This is a genomic window from Micromonospora sp. SYSU B005 (assembly GCF_055362685.1).
Genome location: NZ_JAXCFU010000002.1, coordinates 770,892 through 791,566 on the forward strand (window position 1 = coordinate 770,892; position 20,675 = coordinate 791,566).

Below are 20,675 nucleotides of genomic sequence, written 5' to 3' on the forward strand. Positions count from 1 at the left end.
GGGAGGGGTTGTGATGGGTGCGGGTGGGTGGATGAGCGAGGCGGACTGGGAGGCGCTGGCGCTGGATCAGCTCGGTGAGCTCGGGTGGGAACCGGGTGCCGGAAAGGACTTCGCGCCGGGCTCGGGGCAGCGGCAGTCCTGGGCCGATCTGGTGCTCGTCGAGGACCTGCAGGCCTCAATCGAGCGGCTCAACCCCGACCTGCCGCCCACGGCGCTCGCCGACGCGGTGCGGGCGGCCACCGACGTGGCCTCCCGGGAGGCGTTCGCCGAGAACCGTACGGCGCATGAGCGGCTGGTCCGTGGCATCCGCTCGATCACGTACACCGACGCGTTCGGCGCTGAGCACACCCCCACCGTGCGCCTGGCCGACCTGGACGACCCCGGCCGCAACGTCTACCGGGCGATCAACCAGGTAACGATCGTCGACGGCGACTTCCGGCGCCGGTTCGACATCGTGCTTTACCTCAACGGTCTGCCGGTCGCGATCGTGGAGCTGAAGAACGCCGCCGACGAGAACGCCACCCTGACGGGCGCGCACGCCCAGCTTCAGGCGTACCTCACGGAGTTCCCGCTCGCCTTCCGGCACGCCGTCCTGTGCTTGATCTCCGACGGGGTCACCGCGAAGTACGGCACCCCGTTCACCCCCTACGAGCACTTCGCGCCGTGGAACATCGACGAGGAGGGTGAACGTGTCGACACCACCTCGCCCGACTACGACGGCCCGGAGGCGCTGACCGTCGCCCTCTACGGGCTGTTCCACCAGCGGCGCTTCCTGGAGCTGACCGCCGGCTTCGTCAACTTCACCTCGAACAGCAAGCGGATCGCGAAGGCACACCAGTACTTCGCGGTCGTCCGGGCCGTCGAGTGCATCGTGCGGGCGTCGCAGAGCGACGGGAAGGCGGGCGTCGTCTGGCACACCCAGGGCTCCGGCAAGTCCGAGGAGATGGTGTGCACGGCGGCGTCGACCGCCCGTCACCCCGCCCTGAAGAACCCGACCATCGTGGTGCTCACCGACCGCACCGACCTCGACGACCAGCTCTTCGACACGTTCCTCGACAGCCAGACGCTGCTGGGCCAGGAGCCGGAGCAGGCCGACACACGCGCCGAACTGCGGGACAATCTGTCGAACCGCAACGCCGGCGGCATCATCTTCACCACCTTGCAGAAGTTCGGGCGTACGAAGGAGGAGCGCGACGCCGGGAGGCCGCATCCGCTTCTTTCCGACCGGCGCAACATCCTGGTGATCGTCGACGAGGCGCACCGTAGCCACTACGACAGTCTGGACGGCTACGCCCGGCACCTGCGCGACGCGCTGCCGCACGCCACGTTCATCGCCTTCACCGGCACCCCGATCGCCACCGCCGAGGTGAACACCCGCGCCGTCTTCGGCGACTACATCGACGTGTACGACCTCAAGCGTGCCGTCGACGACGAGGCGACCGTGCGGGTCTACCACGAGCCGCGGATCATTCCGGTGTCGCTGCCGCCGGACATCGACCCGGAGAGCATCGACGAGCAGGTGGAGCAGCTCACCGCCAGCCTGGACGATGCGGAGCGGCGCAGGGCCGAGGCGTACGCGGCCACCATGAACACCGTCTACGGCGCCCCCGACCGGGTCGAGACCCTCGCGAAGGACCTCGTCGAGCACTGGGAGAGTCGCCGCGAGCTGATGCGGCCGCAGCTCGGCGGGCCGGGCAAGGCGATGCTGGTCTGCGCGACGCGAGAGATCTGCGTCCGCGTCTTCGACGCCCTCAGGGAGCTGCGACCAGACTGGGCGGACCCGGCCGTCGACAAGGGCAAGATGAAGATCGTCTTCCACGGTGTGCCCAGCGACAAGGAGGTGCTGCGCCCACACCACCTGCGCCCGTCGCAGCAGAAGACCATCCAGGCCCGCGCCAAGGACGCGGACGACGAGCTGGAGCTGCTCATCGTGCATTCGATGCTGCTCACCGGCTACGACGCGCCGCCGATCCACACGATCTACATGGACCGGCCGATGAAGGGCGCCAACCTGATGCAGGCGCTCGCCCGGGTCAACCGCCGGTTCCGGGAGAAGCAGGACGGCCTGCTGGTCGGCTACGCCCCGCTGACCGAGAACCTGCGCAAGGCACTCACCGAGTACACGCCCAGCGACCAGGAGGACCAGACCCTCGGCCGCGAGATCGAGCGTGCGATCAGCGAGGTGCACAACGAGATCTCCGTCCTCGAGGCCATGCTGACCCCGGTCAAGTGGCGGGAGATCCTGGACGACGAGACCGACCCGACCCGCTGGCGCCGCGCGGTGAAGAAGGCCGCCAACTTCCTGCGCAACCCACGCACCCCGGGCAACGACGTCGAACCCGGCGCGAAGCCGCTGCACAGGCGTTTCCGTGACTCGGCCGGTCGGCTGGAACGGTTCTACACCCTCTGCGCGACCAGCCGCGACTTCGCTGAACGCGCCGGCGACATCCACCGGATGCGCCGCGACATCCACTACTTCCGGGACGTACGGGTCTGGATCGTCAAAGAGGAGGCCGCCGATCGGGAAGCCAAGGGCCTCCCCAACACGGCCGAGGTGGAACGCTACCTGGCCCAGCTCGCCGCCGAGGTCGTCGACGCCACCGACATCACCGACATCTACGAGGAGGCGGGCCTCGGCAAGCTCGACATCACCGAGCTCAACGGGGTGGCGTTGCAGCGCCTGCAGGACTCGGAGACCCCGCACCTGGCTGCCGCGGCGCTGCGCCGGCTGATCGAGCGGAAGATGCGTGAGGTCACCAAGCACAACGTGGTTCGCCAGGAGCGCTTCTCTGCCCAGCTGGAAGACCTGATGAACCGCTACATGCGCCAGCAGTTGACAAGCGCACAGCTGATCGTCGAGCTGGTGGAGCTGGCCAAGCAGGTGGCGGCGGACGCCCGGCGCGGCCACCAGTTCGACCCCCCGCTCAACCACGCCGAACTCGCTTTCTACGACGCCGTCGCCCAGAACGGTGCCGCTACCGAGCTCATGGGCGTCGGCACCCTCGCGGAGATCGCACGGGAGCTGGTGAAGTCGATCCAGTCGTCGATCACAGTGGACTGGTTCTCCCGCGAGCCGGTACGCGCCAAGCTGCGCAGTCACATCCGCCGACTGCTGGCCCGCTACGACTACCCGCCGGACCACGAGCGCGCCGCGGTCGACCTGGTCATCCGTCAGATGGAGACCTTCGCCAACGAGTGGTCACCCGGAGCGGCGACGAAGTAGCGACACCGACTCGGACCAACGGAGGCCGTGGGCCGGCGTGGGAATCCTCTCGCCGCCCCACGGCCTCCTGCTTGCGGCAGGTCTGGATCTCCCCGGTCTCAGGATCACCGCTGGTCGGTGCCGACCCTGCACCGCCTGTCGACGGACGCAATTTTCTCGATAACCCTGGTTATCATCTCTTTCGATCTTCTCCGCTGGACTCCAGGCATAGCTCCTGTTGTGATTCATAGGCGTCGACGAAGCGCCGATCCGGCGAGTCGACCAGCAAATCCCCCTTCTCTCACAGGAGCTTCAGCATGCGCAAGATCGCTACCCTCACCCTGCTCGCCACCGGCCTCATCGCGCTCGGCTGCGGTGCCGGCACCGCCGAGGACACCACCGGCAAGGCGGAGTCCGGCACCGAGGCGGCCGCCGGTGACACCGACGGCGGCAAGGCGGACGCCGGCAAGAGCGACGACAAGCCGAAGACCGCGAAGATCGGCCAGCCGGCCCGCGACGGCAAGTTCGAGTTCACCGTCAAGTCCGCCAAGTGCGGCGTCAGCAAGGTCGGCTCATCGGCGTTCGGCGCCAAGGCGCAGGGCCAGTTCTGCCTGGTCACGCTCAACGTGAAGAACATCGGCAAGGAGTCGCAGATGTTCGACGGCAGCAGCCAGAAGGCGTACGCCGCCAACGGCACCGAGTACTCCGCCGACGGTTCGGCCGCCATCTACGCCAACAAGAACGCCGAGACGTTCCTCAACGACATCAACCCCGGCAACCAGGTGACCGGCGTGGTCGTCTTCGACATCCCGAAGGGCGTCAAGCTCGCCCGCCTGGAGCTGCACGACTCGCCGTTCTCCGGCGGCGTGACCGTCTCGCTGAGCTGAGCTGACCGGACACCACGGCGGGACGGGTCCCACCCCCGTCCCGCACCCCCAACCGAGAGGAACCGCAATGTCCGACCCGACCCAGCCCCCGCCGGCCGAGCAGACCGGCGACGCGACGACGCCGAACCCGCCCGCCGCAGCGAACCGCCCCGCAGGCGCGCGTCCCCTCGTCGCCGGCGGCGTCGTGCTGGCGCTCGCGATCAGCGGCGTCGTCCTGGCCGGCGCGCTCACCGAGGACGACGAGCCGCAGCCGGTCACCGCCGTCACGGCGGCTCAGCGCAGCACCGCCCCCACCTCGGCGTCCCCGTCCGCCGCGCCGACCACGGCGGACCCGACCACCGCCGCGCCCACCCCGGCCACCACCGAGCCGCCCGCGCCATCGCCCACCCCGAAGCCGAAGGTCGTCAAGGGACGCGGCGACGACGTGGTACGCATCCCCGACCTGACCGACCTCGCCGTCGTCAAGTTCACCTGCCGGTGCAGCAGCAACACCGTCCTCACCAGCGACGGCGACGGGTTGCTCGTCAACGAGATCGGCTCCTACACCGGCAAGCGGTGGATCAACCTGGAGGACGGCTCGCTGACCACGCAGTTCGAGATCGAGGCCAGCGGCTCGTGGACGCTCACCATCGGCACCGTCGCGCAGCTGGCCACCACGTCGGAGACCGGAAAGGCGTCCGGCAAGGGTGACGACGTGCTGCTGCTCGGCGGCGACGCCACCGCCGTACGGATCACCCACCGGCGAGGCTCGTCCAACTTCGTCGTGCACGCGTACTCGCTGGACGACGGCGAGGGCGGCCTGCTCGTCAACGAGATCGGCGCCTACTCCGGTGTCCGCCCGCTCACCACGCCCGCGCTCGTGCAGATCACCGCCGACGGCAACTGGACCGTCGCACCGGCCTGACCGTCCGCCCTCCCCCGCCCGTCAGGAGGCACCATGCGACCCGACGAGTTCCGCCACGCCCTGAGCCTGCTCCCCGCACCCCTGTACGACCGCGCGCTGCCGCTGCGCCGCTACGTCTTCCGTACCACCTGCACGCAGTGCCAGCGCATCGGCGACGCGGTCACCCTCGCCCTGACCGCGGCGCACTACGACCAGCTCGCCTCGGCCGGGCAGCTCCTGGACAACGCCACCCGGCTCGCCGAGGAGCACGGCACCGACTGCCGGCCACAACCCGAGCCGGAACGGGGACGTGGGCAGGTCCAGCGGTGGGCGACGGCGTCCGCACCGGTCGTCGCCGCGACCGACGCGAGCTGGAAGGGCCGTGCCGGCGGCATCGGGTACGTGGTGAGCGACGGCCGGTACGGCCTGCGCAGCCGGGGCACCGGCCGCCTGGACCCGACCGGCGCGTCCCGAGTGCTGATCAACGAGCTGCGGGCGGTGGACTTCCTGCTCACCGCGTACGACGACCCGCCACCGGCGATGACGGTGCTGGTGGACAGCCTCTCCGCGTTGCGGTGGCTGCACCGCTGGCAGTCCGGCTCGGTGGCGGACATGCCGGCCGGTTACAGCCTGCGCCGGCGCCGCTGGGCCGACCGGCCGACCCTGGTACGCCTCGCCGAGCAGGTGAGCCGTCGACCGGACCTGTCCTTCCAGCACGTCAAGGCGCACAGCGGGCACGCGCTCAACGAGGCCGCCGACGGCCTGTCGCACATGGCCCGGCGCCGCGTCGGGGAGAGCTTCGACGTACGCCCTCGGGCGCGAGCGCTGGCCGAGGCGTTCCTGCGGGACTGGCACGCAAGCCTCGTCCGCTGACCTCTCACCCCGGCCGGGTCACCAGTCGCGGGCCCACTCTGGCGGCGGCACGACGGCGAGCTGCGGCTCCCCACTGATCGGTTCGAGCGCGTGCACGATCCGCAGGTCCCCGTCGGCGGCGTCGGAGTCGGTCAGCACCCGGCCGCTGCTGCCGTCGGCGCTCACCAGCACCCACCGGTCGGGGTGGATGCCGCCGTCGTCGACGAGCGCCCGTACGCCGAACTCGCGGGCGAGGGTGACCGCGAGGTCATGTTCGCGCAGGCCGGTGGCGTCGGCCAGTTCGGTGTCACCGGTGAGGATCCAGCCGAAGCCCTCGTCCTCGTCGGGCGGGGTGAGCATCGCCACCGGCCGCGGGTCGTCGACGGCCCGGTCCTCGACCCGCCCGACGTACACGCTCTCCGGCGCGACGCCGTACTCCGTCAGCAGGAACGCACGCACGGCATCCGCCGGCAGCCCGGCCTCGAAGTGGATCCGATACCGCACCCCTACCCCTCTCCGAAGCCGAGCCAGATCCGCCACAGTGTCTTGCCTCAGCGGCCCGCCGGGGAGTTGGCTTTCGCGTATGGCCCGCATCGCGTACCACGACGCCGACGCCGAGGCGTTCGCCGCGACCCGGCACCTCACCGACGACGGTCTCACGGCTTGGCGGGCCGCCGTCGCCCGCCACCTCACCCCGCGCCCGGGCACGCGACTGCTCGACCTCGGTGCCGGGACCGGCAGCTGGGCGCGCGCGTTCACCGACTGGTTCCCCGGCATCGAGGTCGTCGCCGTCGAGCCTTCGGCGGCGATGCGCGCCCGGTGCGCGTTCGCGCCGCTCGTGGCAGGCGACGCCGGGCACATTCCGCTCGCCGACGGCAGCGTCGACGGCGCGTGGCTGTCCACAGTCATCCACCACGTCCCCGACCTGGCCGCGACGGCACGCGAGCTGCGCCGGGTGCTGCGGCCCGGGGCCCCGGTACTCGTCCGATCCGCGTTCGCCGGACGGCACGAGGCGATCACGCTGTTCGACTACTTCCCGGAGGCGATCCGCGTGCTGGACACGTACCCGAGCATCGCCGACGTCGAGGCCGCATTCGCCGCCGCCGGTTTCGCCACCGCGGCGGTCGAGGCGGTCCCGCAGGTCACCGCATCCTCGCTGCGGGAGGCGGCGGCCGGCCTGCGCCGGGAGGCGCACACGCCGCTTCAGCTCATCACCGATGCGGAGTACGCCGCCGGCGTCGACCGGTTGCGGGAGGCAGCAAGGACGGTCGACGGCCCGGTCGTCGACGCCCTCGATCTGCTCGTGCTGCGCTGAAACACGCGGTTAGGGTGGGGCGATGGATCATCGTCAGTGGACGGTCGTCGGGGCGCCGTCGAGCGCCGGTGCCCACACCCCCGGCGTCGAGCGCGCACCCGCCGCCCTGCGCGCCGCGGGCCTGCTCGACCGGCTGGGCGCCGACGTCGAGGACGCCGGTGACGTGCCGGGCTTCCGGTGGCGGCCGGATCCGGCGTACCCCAGGGGTCAGAACGCGAGCGCGGTGGCCGCCGTCGCCTCGGCGGTGGCCGACCGGGTCGAGGCGGCGCTGGGCCGGCGGCGCGCGCCGCTGGTGCTCGGCGGCGACTGCACGGTGACCGTCGGCCTGGTCGCCGGTTGCGCGCGGGCCGGGCTGTCGCCCGCGCTGGTGTACGTGGACGGCGGCCCTGATCTCTACACGCCGGTGACCCGCGCGAACGGCAACCTGGACGCGATGGGACTGGCGCACATGCTGGGCCTGCCGGGGACGCTGCCCGAGGTGGCCGGTGTCGGGCCGGCGGTGCCGCTGCTGTCGCCGGAGCGCGTGGTGGTGTACGGGGATTCGCTGCCCCGGGGTGACCACGAGCGGGAGCTGGTGGCGGAGCTGGGGCTGGCGTACGTGCCGGCCGACGAGGTGCACGCCGACACGCGGGCGGCGGCGCGCCGGGCCCGGTCGGTGGCCGAGGGCGCGGCCGACCGGTTCGTGGTGCACTTCGACGTGGACGTGCTGAGTTTCGTGGACGCGCCGTTGGCGGACGTGCCGGAGCCGTTCGGGCTCAGCCTGGGCGAGGCGGCGGCGACGCTGGCGGAGCTAGCGACGAGCCCGCGGTTCGCCGGGTTGTCGGTCACCGAGATCAACCCGGATCATCTGCCCGACGACGAACTGCTCCCCCGGTTCGCCGGCGTGCTCGCCGGGGCGCTGACCGGGCGTTAGGCGGTCTCCGCGAGGTGCAGCGGCAGCACCTTCGCGGCGCTCACCGCCAGCTCGCGGTCGAGCACCTGGTCGCGGGGGACGAACACCATCGCCTGTCCCTCGCCGAGCACCACGTCCTCCTGCCGGGCGTCGGTGGCGCCGCGGAACACGTACACGGTGACGGTGTGCGGAAAGCCGTCCTCGTGCGGGCGGGGGCCGCTCCACAGCAGGTGCAGGTCACCGGCGGTCAGCCCGGTCTCCTCGCGTAGCTCGCGCCGGGCGGCCTGCTCCGGTGTCTCGCCGGGCTCGATGCTGCCGCCGGGCAGGCTCCACTGGTACGGCGACACCGAGGTGTTGCCGTCGCGGTGCTGCATGAGGATCGCGCCGGACGGGTCGACGAGCAGGACGAGAGCGACGTCGTATGCGGCCACGTCCTGAGCCTGCCATGCGGCACCGGCGACGCGCAGCGCCAACTTTCTGCTATCCAGATCGAAAGTTGGATACGTAGCACCGAAAGCCATAGACATATGGACATGGCTTTTGTAGCGTCGGCGCACAGGCGACGAAGGAGTACGACCATGTGCTACGGATTCGACGGACAGGCCGCGCTGCGGCAGTCGCTGGACCGGCGCGACCTGCTGCGCGGCTCCCTGGCGGCGCTCGCCGGGATCGGGCTCGCCACCGGGCTCGGCGCGACTGCCGCCCAGGCCGGCGGCGGGCACCACCACGGCCGGCGCCCGGTGCCGAAGGAACTGATCAGCCTCCAGCTCTGGACGGTCCGCGACGCGCTCAACGGCTCGCCCGGCTACGACGCGACGCTGGCGCACCTGGCCCGCATCGGCTACCCCCGGGTCGAGCTGGCGCTCGGCTACTTCGGCCGTACCGCGCGGGAGCTGCGCCGTTTCCTGGACGGCATCGGCATCAAGGCCAGTTCCAGCCACGACGGCATCGCCGCCGACGCCGCCGCGCTGGACCAGAAGATCGCGAACGCCCGGACGCTGGGCCAGCGGTTCATGGTGGTGCCGTACCTGAACTCCGACCGCGAGGACGACTGGAAGCGCTGGGCGGAGCAGATGAACGTCGAGGCCACCGTCGCGCGCAAGGCGGGCCTGCGGTACGGCTACCACAACCACGCGCACGAGTTCACCATCGACTTCGGCAACGGGCGCCGACCGTGGGACGTGCTGACCGAGGAACTCGACCCGCGCCTGGTCCACCTGGAGATCGACATCTACTGGGCGGTCACCGGCGGCATCACCTCCGGCGAGGGCGTCGACGACCCGGAGGGCTTCACGCTCGACGTGATCCGCTCGGCGCCACAGCGGGTGTTGCAGTACCACGTCAAGGATCGCGACCCGGCCACCGGCGACATGGCCGACCTGGGCACCGGGATGATCGACTTCGCGCGGATCTTCCGGGGGCACCAGGTGATGGAGTACATCGTGGAGAACGACACCCCTGATGTAACGCCGCAGCAGACCGCCGCCGTCGGCTACCGCTACCTGCGCCGCCTGCGGTTCTGACCCCCGGCGGGGCACTGATCGCCGCCGGACGTGACACGCTCGGGGGTGGCCGCGCCGACCGAGGGGGTACGCGATGACCGACGAGCCGGACGACGTCCACTACGACCGCCTCTACCGGGCCACCGACCGGCCGCCCTGGGAGATCGGCGGCCCGCAGCCGGCGCTCGCCGCGGTCCTCGACACCGGGGTACGCGGCCCGCGCGTGCTCGACGTCGGCTGCGGCACCGGTGAGCTGGCGCTCACGCTGGCCCGCCGCGGCCACGACGTGACGGGCGTCGACATCTCACCGGTGGCTATCGACCAGGCCCGGGCCAAGGCTGCCGCGGCGGGTCTGCCGGTGCGCTTCGAGGTGTGCGACGCGACGGCGATCCCGGTGCCGCCGGTGCCGTACGACTCGGTGTTCGACTCCGGCCTGCTGCACTCGCTGGACCGGCGGGGCGCTGCCGTACGCGACTACCTGGCGCTGCTGCCGCGCCTGACCGCGCCCGGCGGCGTGGTGTTCGTGCTGGCGGTCTCGCCGGACGCGGGCGAGGGCTGGGGCCTGGACGCGGACACGCTGCGCTCGGCCTTCCCCGACCCGCTCTGGACGCACGTCACGATCGAGCCGATCGACGTGCTCGCCGAGGTCGGCGGCGCGGACCTGCGCCTGGCCGGCAACCTGCTGCGCGCCACCCGCTCCCCCGCCGGCCCGTAGCGCGCCCGCCGCGACACCACCGAAAGGACGGTGAGCGGCGTCAGCGACGCCAGTGCTGGCGTGGGGCGTAGCCCTCGCGGCGCAGCCAGTGTTCGGTGTAGACGATCCGGTCGGCCTCGATCACGACGAGCGGGTCCTCGGGCGGCTCGGACAGCGACCTCCCCCGCTCGGCGTGTTCGTTCTCCCACCGGAACGCGGCCCAGTGGCGGGCCCGGTCGGGGTGCTCCGGGCCGAGTACCCGGGCGGTGCCGAACACCTGGGCGCCGCGGCTGCTGGCCAGGCCGACCAGCGGCGCGAAGACACCCACGGACACCCGCGGGTCGGCGGCGATGTTGCGCATCTTCGGTGAGCGCGGCGCGGCGGTGAACATCAGCGTGAAGCCGAGCGGGTAGTAGCGCACCGGCGTGGCCAGCGGCCCGTCCGGCCCCACCGTGGCGAGCACGCACATGTTCTGCGACGACAGCAGGTTGAGGATGCGTTCCTCCAGGCGGTCCCGGTCCAGCTTCCTCGTCGGCGTCGGTCCGGTCAGCCAGGGGTTCGTCAGCGGCACGGCGCGTCCTCGATCATGACGGCACCCTACCGGCCGGGCTCAGGCCACAGGCGCGGTGCTGGCGCGCAGCACCACCTCGCCGGGCAGGCGCACGATCCGGCGGCGGCGACCGGCGTTCTCGGTCAGGGCCAGCTTCATCGCCTCCTCGCCGAGCCGGTGCAGCGGCAGCGCCACTGTGGTCAGCGGCGGGGTGAGGTCACGCACGACCGGGATGTCGTCGAAGCCGGCGACCGAGACGTCGCCGGGGACCGACAACCCGCGGTCGCGCAGCGCCGCGTACGCGCCGACGGCCATCACGTCGGTGCACGCGAAGACGCAGGTGGCGTCGAGCCCGCGGTCGAGCAGCTCGGTCATCGCCCGGTAGCCGCCGTCGCGGGTGAACGCCGCCTCGGCCACCGCGCCCGGGTCGAGCGCCACACCGGCGGCGGCCAGCTCGTCGCGGAACCCGCCGAGCCGGTCGGCGACAGTGGTCAGCTCGGGCGGACCGGACAGCACCGCGAAGCGACGGTGCCCCAGGCCCAGCAGCGTGCGGGCCAGCTCGGCGGCGCCGGCCCGGTTCTCCGGCAGCACGCTGTCGACCTTCAGGGTGCGGTGCCGGCTGACCACCGCGACCCGGCCACCACCGTCGAGGTAGGGCGCCAGCTCGGCGGCCATCGCCCGCTCCCAGCGCGGATCCTCGAAGCCGGAGCCGATGAGCAGGATCGCCGGGGCGCGTTCGGCGCGCAGCATCGACACGTACGCGATCTCGCGTTCCGGGTCGCGGAAGGTGCTGGCGAGCATGACCAGCAGGTCGTTGTCGGCGGCGACCCGCATGACGCCGCCGGCGACGGCGGCGAAGTAGGGGTCGGTGACGTCGTGGCAGACGACGCCGACGCTGCGCCGGGACGCGCCGGCCAGCGCGCGGGCGTGGGCGTTCGGGGTGTACGCGAGGCGCGCGGCGGCGGCCAGCACGCGGTCGTGCAGGTGCGGGGTGACACGCCTGCCGTTGAGCGCCCGGGAGGCGGTGGCCAGGGAGACGTCGGCCGCTCTGGCCACGTCTTCCAGCGTCACGTGCGACATCGATGCGTCTCCCTGCGGAACGTCTTGACCCGGTGTTCCGGCCTGGCTACGGTAGCACCCTGAAAGCGCTTACTGAAAGCGCATTCCCCTGCGGGGAGGCCCAGTGGAACGCACGTCCGTCGGCATCATCCTCAACGGCGTCACCGGCCGGATGGGCTACCGGCAGCACCTCGTCCGGTCCCTGCTCGCCATCCGGGACCAGGGCGGCGTGCCGGCCCGCGACGGCAGCCGCATCTGGCCCGAGCTGACCCTCGTCGGCCGCGACGAGAACCGGCTCGCCGCCGTCGCCGCCCGGCACGGACTGACGGCGTACACGACAGACCTGGACGCGGCGCTCGCCGACGACGCCCACCAGATCTACTTCGACGCGCAGGTGACCACCGCGCGGGAGAAGGCGATCCGGGCCGCGATCGAGGCCGGCAAGCACGTCTACACCGAGAAGCCGCTCGCCGAGGGGTTCCTCGCCTCGCTGGAGCTGGCCCGGCTCGCCGCCGCCAAGGGCGTCCGCAACGGCGTCGTGCAGGACAAACTGTTCCTGCCCGGCCTGCGCAAACTCAAGCGGCTCGTCGACGGCGGCTTCTTCGGCCGGATCCTGTCCGTGCGCGGCGAGTTCGGCTACTGGGTGTTCGAAGGCGACTGGCAGGCCGCCCAACGTCCGAGCTGGAACTACCGCGCCGAGGACGGCGGCGGCATCACGCTGGACATGTTCCCGCACTGGCACTACGTGCTGGAGCAGATCATCGCCCCGGTCACCGCCGTCACCGCTGTCACCGCCACGCACATCCCCGAGCGCGTCGACGAGGCCGGCACCCGCTACCGGGCCACCGCCGACGACGCCGCGTACGGCATCTTCGAGCTGGCCGGTGGCATCGTCGCGCAGGTCAACTCCTCCTGGGCGGTCCGCGTGCACCGGGACGAACTGGTCGAGTTCCAGGTCGACGGCACGCACGGCAGCGCCGTGGCCGGGCTGCGCGACTGCCGTATCCAGCACCGGGGCGCCACCCCGATGCCGGTGTGGAACCCCGACCTGCCGGTCACCGAGGCGTTCCGCGCGCAGTGGCAGACAGTGCCGGACAACGGCGAGCACGACAACGCCTTCAAGGTGCAGTGGGAGGCGTTCCTGCGCCACGTCGTCGACGACGAGCCGTTCCCGTGGGACTTCCTCGCCGGCGCCCGGGGCGTGCAACTGGCCGAGGCCGGGCTGCGCTCGGCGCGGGAGGGGCGGCGGGTGACGATCGAGGAGATCCCCCGGTGAGCACGCGGATCACGCTGCCCACACCGGACGGCGGCACCGAGAAGCTGACGCTGCGCGAACCGCCCGCGTGGCGACGACCGTCCGGGCCACCGGCCGGCCGGATCGCGTACGCGGCCGCGCACGTCGTCGCCGACCCGTACGCCGACAACTCCCCCGGCCGCCCGGCGGGGCTGGACTGGGACGCGACGCTCGCGGTGCGGCGTGACCTGTGGTCGTGGGGCCTCGGGGTGGCCGAGGCGATGGACACCGCGCAGCGCGGGATGGGGCTGGACTGGTCGGCCACCCGCGAGCTGATCCGGCGCAGCGCCGCCGAGGCCGCCGCGTGCGGCGGGCGGATCGTCGCCGGGGCGGGCACCGACCAGCTCACCGGCGTGCCCGGCACGCTCGACGAGGTCGTCGCCGCGTACGCCGAGCAGGTCGCCGTCGTCCAGGAGTACGGCGCCACGCCGGTCCTGATGGCCAGCCGGCACCTCGCCGCGCTCGCCACCGGCCCGGAGGACTACCTGCGCGTCTACGAACGGGTGCTGCGGGAGGCCGGTACGCCGGTGGTGCTGCACTGGCTCGGCGACATGTTCGACCCGGCACTGTCCGGCTACTGGGGCTCGACCGACCTGGACGAGGCCACCGCCACGTTCGCCGCGCTGGTGCACGCCCACGCCGACCTGGTCGACGGGGTGAAGGTGTCGCTGCTGGACGCCGGCCGGGAGGTGCGGCTGCGGGAGCTGCTACCGCCCGCGGTGAAGGTCTACACCGGCGACGACTACCACTACCCGGAGCTGATCGAGGGCGACGGGAAGCGGTTCAGCCACGCGCTGCTCGGCGCGTTCGCGGCGATCGCCCCGGCCGCGTCGGCCGCGCTGGAACGGCTCGACGCGGACGACAGGGCCGGGTTCCGGGCGATCCTCGACCCGACGGTGCCGCTGTCCCGGCACCTGTTCGCCCCGCCCACGCCGTACTACAAGACCGGCATCGCGTTCCTTTCCTGGCTCAACGGGCGGCAACCCGGCTTCACCATGGTCGGCGGCCTGCACGGCGGGCGCGGCGTCCCGCACCTGGTCCAGGCGTTCCGGCTGGCCGACGCCGCCGGGCTGCTCGGTGACCCGGAGCTGGCGGCGCGGCGGATGCGCACGTACCTGGACGTCGCGGGCGTGCCCGGATGACCGCCGATGCTCGGCTGGCGCGGCTGTCGCTCAACCAGCGCACCACGCAGCGCTGGTCGGTGGCGCAGGCGGTCGACGGCTGTGTGCGCGCCGGCATCCCGGCGATCGGGCTGTGGCGTGAGCCGGTGGCGGAGATCGGCGTACCGGCCGCCGCGCGGCTCGTCGCCGACGCCGGGCTGCGGGTGTCGTCGCTGTGCCGGGGCGGGTTCCTCACCGCCGCCGACGCCGCCGGACGGGCCGAGGCCCTAGCGGACAACCGGCGCGCGATCGACGAGGCCGCCGAACTGCGTGCCGCCTGCCTGGTGCTCGTCGTCGGTGGCCTGCCGCCCGGCTCACGCGACCTGGCGGGCGCGCGGCAGCGGGTCGCCGACGCGCTGGCCGAGCTGGCGCCGTACGCGGCCGAGCGCGGGGTACGCCTCGCGCTGGAGCCGCTGCACCCGATGTACTGCGCCGACCGGGCGGTGCTGTCCACGCTCGGGCAGGCGCTCGACCTGGCCGAGGCGTTCCCGGCCGAGCAGGTCGGCGTCGTGGTGGACACGTTCCACGTCTGGTGGGATCCGGACGTGTGGCGGCAGATCGGCCGCGCCGGGGCACGGATCGCGAGCTTCCAGGTCTGCGACTTCCTCACCCCGCTGCCGGCCGACGTGCTGCTCGGGCGCGGCATGATGGGCGACGGGCACATCGACTTCCCGCCGCTGCGCCGCGCGGTGGAGGCCGCCGGATACGCCGGTGACGTCGAGGTGGAGATCTTCAACGCCGACGTGTGGGCCACCGACCCGGACCTGGTCCTCGCCACCATGATCGCCCGGTACGCGGAGCGCGTGCTCACCGACTGACCCAGCGTGACGAGTCCGGCCTGTCGGATAAATCAGGTGGCCGCTCCCCCGAATCCGGGGGCAGGATCGGGATCATGGCATCCCCGCACCTCACCACCCCGATCACCACCGACCTGCTGCGCGGCGCGCTCGACCTGGAACAGACAGCGGACGGGGTGCTGCCGCACCGGCTGCCCGCGTGGGCCCGGGCGCAGAACACCGACCCGCAGCTGACGATGGCGGAGGCGATGCCCTCGGGCGTACGGCTGGTGTTCCGCACCCGCGCCACCGTCGTGGAGCTGGACGTGCTGCCCACGAAGATGGTCTACCGGGGCACCGGGCCGCGTCCGAACGGCCGCTACGACCTGGTCGTCGACGGACACCTCACCGGGCAGGCCACCGCCGACGGCGGCAAGGTGCTCACCGTCGACCTGGCCACCGGCACGTCCGGCGTCGAGCCGGGCCCGGTCGCCACGGTGCGCTTCACCGACCTGCCCGCCACCGACAAGGAGGTGGTGATCTGGCTGCCGCAGCGGGAGATCACCGAACTGGTGGCCCTGCGCACCGACGCGCCGGTCGAGCCGGCCGGCACGGGCGTCCGCCGGATGTGGCTGCACCACGGCAGCTCGATCAGCCACGGCTCGGACGCGGAGAGCCCCACCGGCACCTGGCCGGCGATCGCCGCCACGCTCGCCGGCGTGGAGCTGGTCAACCTCGGGTTCAGCGGCAGCGCTCTGCTCGACCCGTTCACCGCGCGCGCGATGCGCGACACCCCGGCCGACCTGATCAGCGTCAAGATCGGCATCAACGTGGTCAACGCCGACCTGATGCGGCTGCGCGCGTTCGGCCCCGCCGTGCACGGCTTCCTGGACACCATCCGGGAGGGGCATCCGGAGACCCCGCTGCTGGTCGTGTCGTCGATCCTGTGCCCGGTCCAGGAGGACACGCCCGGCCCTGGCGCGGTCGACCTCGTCGACGGCCGGGTGCGGTTCCGGGCCACCGGCGACCCGGCCGACGTGGCATCCGGCCGGCTCTCGCTGCGCGTCATCCGCGCCGAGCTGGCCCGGATCGTGGCGTCCCGGGCCGGCGCCGACCCGAACCTGCACTACCTCGACGGGCTGGAGCTGTACGGCGAGGCCGACTACGCCGAACTGCCGCTGCCCGACGAGCTGCACCCCGACCCGGCCGCCGACCGCCGCATCGGCGAGCGGTTCGCCGCGCTGGCGTTCGGACCGAAGGGACCGTTCGCCGCACCGGAGTGACGGACACCCACCCACGGCGCGGTGTGACCCAGGTCACGCCGCGCCGTGATCCGTCGGAGGTGCCGTGAACGACCATCTAGGCGTGGGAGGAAGCCAACAGGACGAGGAGCGGCTGCTGCGGCGGGTCGCGCGCGCCGACCTGGACGCGTTCGACGAGCTGTACCGGCGGACGTCGCCGTGGCTCGCGATCCGGCTGCGGCGGCGGTGCGCCGACGACGGCATCGTCGCCGAGGTCCTCCAGGACACGTACCTCACGGTGTGGCGGGCCGCCGGCTCGTTCAGCGGGCTACGGCGCTCCGATGGCGCGGACGCGCCGGGTGGCTCGGCGGCCGGCTGGATCTGGACCATCGCGGCCCGGCGCCTGGTCGACGCGCTGCGCCGCCGCGCCCGGGTGCAGGAGGTGCCGACCGACGTCCTTCCGGTCCGCAGCACGCCGGCCGCCGAGGACGAGGCGCTCGCCGGGTCGTTCGGCTCGGAGGTGGGCGCCGCACTGGACGCGCTGGCCCCGGAGCTGCGGGCGGTGCTCGCCGCGATGGTCCTGGACGGACTGACCGTCCGGGAGACCTCCGTCCTGCTGGGGGTGCCGGAGGGCACCGTGAAGAGCCGGGCGCGGCGTGCCCGCAACGCGCTACGGGAGGCACTGGCATGACCGCTCACGTTCCCCCGCCGGCACTGGCCGCGTACGCGGCGGGCAGCCCCGACGACGCCACCACCTGGACGATCGAGGTGCACCTGGAGGGCTGCGCCGAGTGCCGCGACCGGCTCGGCGAGCTGGCCGCCCCGCCACTGCGGGCGCTGCTCGGCAACGCCCGGGTGACGATCCTGGAACAGGCCCGCACCGGGCCGCAGCCGGTGCGCCGGCGCCCGCTGCGACGGTGGTGGCTGCGCTGGACCGACTGGTCGCTGCTGGCCTGGGCGGCCATGACCTGCACGGCGATCCTCGCCGCGGTGCTGCTGGACCGCAACTACCCGGAGCAGCCCTCGGCGGTGCTGCTGCTCGCGCCGGTGGCGCCGCTGGCCGGGCTCGCGGTGGCCTGGTCCCGCCGCGCCAACCCGAACTGGGAGGTGGTCGCCGGCACCGCCCGCGCCGGGATGGAACTGCTGCTTCGCCGTACCCTCGCGGTTCTGCTCCTGGTCGCGCCGGTGCTCGCGGTGGCCGGGCTCGCAGTGGGCCGCAACCCCGCGCTGTGGCTGCTGCCCTGCCTGACGTTCACCGCCGCGACGCTGCTGCTCGGCAGCCGCGTCGGCGTGCCGCTCGCCGCCGCCGTCCTCGGCGGCGGCTGGCTCACCGCGGTCGCGGCCGTGTCGTTCACCGGCGACACCGACGCGGCCCGCGCCGCCGCCGCGACCGAGGCCCTGCTCCGGCCCGCCACCATGCCCGCCTGGGCGGTGGCCGCCGTCGTGCTCACCGCGCTGACCGCGCTCCGCGCCGAACACCTGCGGCGGCCCGCCGGCTGACGCCGGCCCCCGGAACCACGCCACGGCGCCCGCCGGCGCCGCGGCCCACCCTGCCCCGAGAAGGAGACGACATTGGTACGCGCAGTGAGCGCCGACGAGGTGGCGCCGACCCGGCACGCCTGGCGGATCGAGGCGGTGGGACTGTCGGTGAAGGCCGGGCGGCACCTGGCCGTCGACAACCTGGGCCTGACGCTCGGCGCCGGCGTGCACGGGCTGCTCGGCCCGAACGGCGCCGGGAAGAGCACCCTGATGCGTGCGCTCGCCACAGTGGTCAAGCCGCACGCCGGCGTGCTGCGGCTGCTCGGCGCGGACGCCACCGCGTCGCGTGAGCTGCGGCCGGTGCGCCGCCGGCTCGGCTACCTGCCGCAGCAGTTCGGCTACTACCCCCGGTTCACGGTGCGGGAGTACGTCGAGTACGTGGCCTGGCTGCGGGAGATGCCCGCCTCGGCGGTGCCGGGCGCGGCCCAGCGGGCCATCGACCGGGTACGCCTCACCGACCGGGCCGACGCCAAGCTCAAGTCGCTGTCCGGCGGCATGCTGCGCCGGGCCGGCATCGCCCAGGCGATCGTGAACGAACCGGACCTGCTGCTGCTCGACGAACCGACTGTCGGCCTGGACCCGGAACAGCGGGTCGAGTTCCGTGAGCTGATCCGCGAACTCGGCGCGGACGCCTGCGTGCTGGTCTCCACCCACCTGGTGGAGGACGTGGTCGCGGCCTGCTCCGACGTCATCCTGATGGACCAGGGCACCCGCGTGTTCCAGGGCCTGCCCGCCGACCTGGTCCGCCACGGCGAGACCGGCGGCGTCGGCGACAGCGCCGCCGAGCGCGGCTACTCGTACCTCCTCCAGCAGCACCGGAGCGCCCGATGATCCGACAGGTACGCGTCGAACTGCGCCGCTCCAACGCGCCGGTCGTGGCGGTGCTGCTGATCGCCGTCGGCGTCCTCGGCACCGCCAGCATGTACGACTTCTGGCAGGGACAGTGGCTGCGGCTGGGCTACGTGCACGCCTCCAACGTCTTCCTGCTGATGCCGCTCGCGCTCGCCGGTGGCGCGGTGCTCGGCCGCCGGGACCGGCGTACCCGCGCCGACGAACTGATGAACAGCACCGGCCGGCCCCGCTGGCAGCGCGCGCTGCCGGCTATGACAGCGCTCGGCGTCGCCGCCGCCGCCGCGCACCTGCTCGTGGTCGCCGCCAGCGCGGCGGTGATCGCCACCGGCGGCGCCTACCTCGGCGTACGCGGACTCGCCGGGCCCCTGATCGACGTGCTGGTGCTGGTGGGCGCGGCCTGGGTCGGCGTGGCGGTAGGCCGGCTGTGGTCCTCACCGCTGCTGCCGCCGCTGCTGGCCGCCGCCGGCCTGGTGGCGCAGGAGGGCACCGCCATGCTCGGCGGTCCGGCCGGTAGCCGGCTGACGAACGCGTCCCTCATGATCTCCTGGCCGCCGGACACGCCGTGGGAGACCTTGTCCGACCGGCTGCTGCTCAGCCGCCTGGCGCTGGGTGTCGGGCTGGTCCTCGCCGGCCTGCTGCTGGCGGCGGGCCGGTCGTGGCCGCTCCGGGCCGGCGCGACGGCGAGCCTCGCCGCCGGTGTCGCGGGACTCCTGCTGATCAGCGCACCGGGTCCGGCCGGCATCTGGCAGCTCGACCAGTCTGCGCGCCGCTACGTCTGCGCCGACGGCACGCCGCAGGTGTGCGTCACCGCCGTCAACGCGCACCTGCTGCCCCAGATCACTCCCGAGGCCCGCCGAGGACTACGCGCGCTGGCGAAGCTGCCGGACGCGCCGGCCCGCGCGGTGGAACTGCGGCTGGACACCATCGGCAGCAACGACAGCGAGCAGTGGCACCGGCCCAAGCCGGCACCGGACACCGTGCAGTTCCTCCTGGAGGTCGACCCGGACAGCGGCCGGGTCGCCGACGTGGCCGAGCGCATCGCCCTGGGCGGCGGCACCGGTTGGTACGGCTGCGGGCGCAGTGGCGACGACATCGCCCCGGCGATCGCCGCGGCCTGGCTGCTCGACGCCGAGACCGTACGGCTGTGGGACTCCTGGACCGGATACCGGTACGCCGACGAGCAGCAGGAGGAGATCCGGGCCGGGGTGCGGCAGCTGCGCGCCCTGCCCGCCCCGGAGCAGTTACGGCGGGTCACCGCGTTGCGGGACGCGGCCGCGCGGTGCGAGCCGGACCTGATGCCGGCGCTCACCGGACGGGCCGCGCCGTGACCCGCTGGCTGCCGCTGTACGTGCGGTCCCGCCGGCTACCCGCCGCCCTGGCCGGATCGGCAGTCGCGGTCGCCGTGATGGCCGCCGCCTGGTCCGCCTTCACCGACCGCCCCGAGGTGCCCGCCGGCCTGGCCGTGCTCACCACCGCGCTGGCGGTGGCGCCGCTCGGGCCGACGCTCGCCGGCACCGACCCGGCGCTGGAGCGGACCGCCGCGTGGCAGTGGGCGCCGCGCCGGGCCGGGCACCTGATCGGGTACGGCGCACTGGTGGTCGGCCTGCTGGCCGCCGCCCGCGTGCTCGGCGCCGACTTCGGGCCGCTGTCCGTGCTGGCCCGCAACACCGGCGGCCTGATCGGGCTGGTCGGACTCGGTGCCGCGCTCGCCGGCGCCCGGGCCGCCTGGCAGGTGCCGACCGCCTGGGCCGCGCTGGGCGCGTTGCTGGCCGCGCCGGGCGGGCCGGAATGGCGGCAGGTCGCGCTGTGGATGGCGCAGGAGCCGGGCAACCGGATCGGGGCGGTCACCGCCGCGACGTTCCTCCTCGGCGGCGTCGTCGCGTACGCGCTGCGGGTGGGCCCGCAGGTCGCGGCGGCCGAGGCGGCGCTGGAGCAGTGACCTTGCCGGACCTCGCCGCGGACGTGGCGAGGTCCGGT

Annotated in this window: 21 protein-coding genes; 17 read left to right on the top strand and 4 right to left on the bottom strand. The window is 73.3% G+C overall.

The window, feature by feature from the left end; all coding sequences use genetic code 11:
* The first annotated feature begins 13 nt into the window (after positions 1-13).
* The 4 genes from SM452_RS08935 (at position 14) to SM452_RS08950 (ending at position 5,845) form a co-directional block, all read left to right on the top strand.
* Positions 14-3,223: a type I restriction endonuclease subunit R gene (locus tag SM452_RS08935; protein ID WP_463839696.1), complete on the top strand. Its 3,210-nt coding sequence runs from the start codon at positions 14-16 to the stop codon at positions 3,221-3,223.
* A gap of 296 nt (positions 3,224-3,519) precedes the next feature.
* Positions 3,520-4,089 (top strand): DUF4352 domain-containing protein, encoded by a 570-nt coding sequence (locus SM452_RS08940; protein WP_187691962.1) that lies wholly within the window; start codon positions 3,520-3,522, stop codon positions 4,087-4,089.
* A gap of 67 nt (positions 4,090-4,156) precedes the next feature.
* A complete protein-coding gene (locus SM452_RS08945) occupies positions 4,157-4,993 on the top strand; it encodes a hypothetical protein (RefSeq protein WP_463839697.1) in 837 nt (278 codons plus the stop codon).
* Between the two features lie 33 nt (positions 4,994-5,026).
* Positions 5,027-5,845 (top strand): RNase H family protein, encoded by an 819-nt coding sequence (locus SM452_RS08950; protein ID WP_463839698.1) that lies wholly within the window; start codon positions 5,027-5,029, stop codon positions 5,843-5,845.
* A gap of 18 nt (positions 5,846-5,863) precedes the next feature.
* On the opposite strand, the gene SM452_RS08955 is transcribed toward SM452_RS08950, so the two are convergent.
* Positions 5,864-6,328: a hypothetical protein gene (locus tag SM452_RS08955; RefSeq protein WP_463839699.1), complete on the bottom strand. Its 465-nt coding sequence runs from the start codon at positions 6,326-6,328 to the stop codon at positions 5,864-5,866.
* A 79-nt stretch (positions 6,329-6,407) separates the two neighbouring features.
* Between SM452_RS08955 and SM452_RS08960 the strand changes: the two genes are divergently transcribed.
* Together SM452_RS08960 and SM452_RS08965 are read left to right on the top strand one after the other, a co-directional pair.
* Positions 6,408-7,139: a class I SAM-dependent methyltransferase gene (locus tag SM452_RS08960; RefSeq protein WP_355509185.1), complete on the top strand. Its 732-nt coding sequence runs from the start codon at positions 6,408-6,410 to the stop codon at positions 7,137-7,139.
* A gap of 22 nt (positions 7,140-7,161) precedes the next feature.
* Positions 7,162-8,052, top strand: a complete 891-nt coding sequence (locus tag SM452_RS08965) for an arginase family protein (protein WP_463839700.1) — start codon at positions 7,162-7,164, stop codon at positions 8,050-8,052.
* Here SM452_RS08965 and SM452_RS08970 read toward each other — a convergent pair.
* A complete protein-coding gene (locus SM452_RS08970; protein ID WP_463839701.1) occupies positions 8,049-8,462 on the bottom strand; it encodes an NUDIX hydrolase in 414 nt (137 codons plus the stop codon). The genes SM452_RS08965 and SM452_RS08970 overlap by 4 nt on opposite strands.
* Positions 8,463-8,609: 147 nt before the next feature.
* On the opposite strand from SM452_RS08970, the gene SM452_RS08975 reads away from it, so the two are divergent.
* On the top strand, positions 8,610-9,554 hold the full coding sequence (locus SM452_RS08975) for a sugar phosphate isomerase/epimerase family protein (protein WP_262015289.1): 945 nt from the start codon (positions 8,610-8,612) through the stop codon (positions 9,552-9,554).
* 73 nt (positions 9,555-9,627) lie between these two features.
* The gene (locus SM452_RS08980) at positions 9,628-10,248 is read left to right on the top strand and encodes a class I SAM-dependent methyltransferase (protein ID WP_262015290.1); all 621 of its coding nucleotides are present in this window, start codon (positions 9,628-9,630) and stop codon (positions 10,246-10,248) included.
* 40 nt (positions 10,249-10,288) lie between these two features.
* Here SM452_RS08980 and SM452_RS08985 read toward each other — a convergent pair whose 3' ends face one another.
* Both SM452_RS08985 and SM452_RS08990 read right to left on the bottom strand, forming a co-directional pair.
* Complete coding sequence (locus SM452_RS08985) at positions 10,289-10,798, bottom strand: pyridoxamine 5'-phosphate oxidase family protein (RefSeq protein ID WP_262015291.1); 510 nt, start codon at positions 10,796-10,798, stop codon at positions 10,289-10,291.
* 39 nt (positions 10,799-10,837) lie between these two features.
* A complete protein-coding gene (locus tag SM452_RS08990; RefSeq protein ID WP_135240037.1) occupies positions 10,838-11,857 on the bottom strand; it encodes a LacI family DNA-binding transcriptional regulator in 1,020 nt (339 codons plus the stop codon).
* Between the two features lie 103 nt (positions 11,858-11,960).
* Here SM452_RS08990 and SM452_RS08995 point away from each other — a divergent pair, with 103 nt between their 5' ends.
* The 9 genes from SM452_RS08995 (at position 11,961) to SM452_RS09035 (ending at position 20,637) form a co-directional block, all read left to right on the top strand.
* Positions 11,961-13,112, top strand: coding sequence for a Gfo/Idh/MocA family protein (locus SM452_RS08995; RefSeq protein WP_463839702.1), 1,152 nt, complete (start codon positions 11,961-11,963; stop codon positions 13,110-13,112).
* Positions 13,109-14,272, top strand: coding sequence for a dihydrodipicolinate synthase family protein (locus SM452_RS09000; RefSeq protein ID WP_463839703.1), 1,164 nt, complete (start codon positions 13,109-13,111; stop codon positions 14,270-14,272). The genes SM452_RS08995 and SM452_RS09000 overlap by 4 nt, the downstream gene beginning before the upstream one ends.
* Entirely contained in the window at positions 14,269-15,108 is an 840-nt protein-coding gene (locus SM452_RS09005) for a sugar phosphate isomerase/epimerase family protein (protein WP_463839704.1), read from the top strand. The genes SM452_RS09000 and SM452_RS09005 overlap by 4 nt, the downstream gene beginning before the upstream one ends.
* Before the next feature lie 74 nt (positions 15,109-15,182).
* The gene (locus SM452_RS09010) at positions 15,183-16,349 is read left to right on the top strand and encodes an SGNH/GDSL hydrolase family protein (RefSeq protein ID WP_463839705.1); all 1,167 of its coding nucleotides are present in this window, start codon (positions 15,183-15,185) and stop codon (positions 16,347-16,349) included.
* Positions 16,350-16,413: 64 nt separating this feature from the next.
* Positions 16,414-16,998, top strand: coding sequence for an RNA polymerase sigma factor (locus SM452_RS09015; RefSeq protein ID WP_262015296.1), 585 nt, complete (start codon positions 16,414-16,416; stop codon positions 16,996-16,998).
* On the top strand, positions 16,995-17,807 hold the full coding sequence (locus SM452_RS09020; protein ID WP_463839706.1) for a zf-HC2 domain-containing protein: 813 nt from the start codon (positions 16,995-16,997) through the stop codon (positions 17,805-17,807). The genes SM452_RS09015 and SM452_RS09020 overlap by 4 nt, the downstream gene beginning before the upstream one ends.
* 72 nt (positions 17,808-17,879) lie before the next feature.
* Positions 17,880-18,677 (top strand): ABC transporter ATP-binding protein, encoded by a 798-nt coding sequence (locus tag SM452_RS09025; RefSeq protein WP_355509165.1) that lies wholly within the window; start codon positions 17,880-17,882, stop codon positions 18,675-18,677.
* Positions 18,674-20,026: a hypothetical protein gene (locus tag SM452_RS09030; RefSeq protein WP_463839707.1), complete on the top strand. Its 1,353-nt coding sequence runs from the start codon at positions 18,674-18,676 to the stop codon at positions 20,024-20,026. Before SM452_RS09025 ends, SM452_RS09030 begins: the two co-directional genes overlap by 4 nt.
* On the top strand, positions 20,023-20,637 hold the full coding sequence (locus SM452_RS09035) for a hypothetical protein (RefSeq protein ID WP_402805938.1): 615 nt from the start codon (positions 20,023-20,025) through the stop codon (positions 20,635-20,637). Before SM452_RS09030 ends, SM452_RS09035 begins: the two co-directional genes overlap by 4 nt.
* The last annotated feature ends 38 nt before the right edge of the window (positions 20,638-20,675 follow it).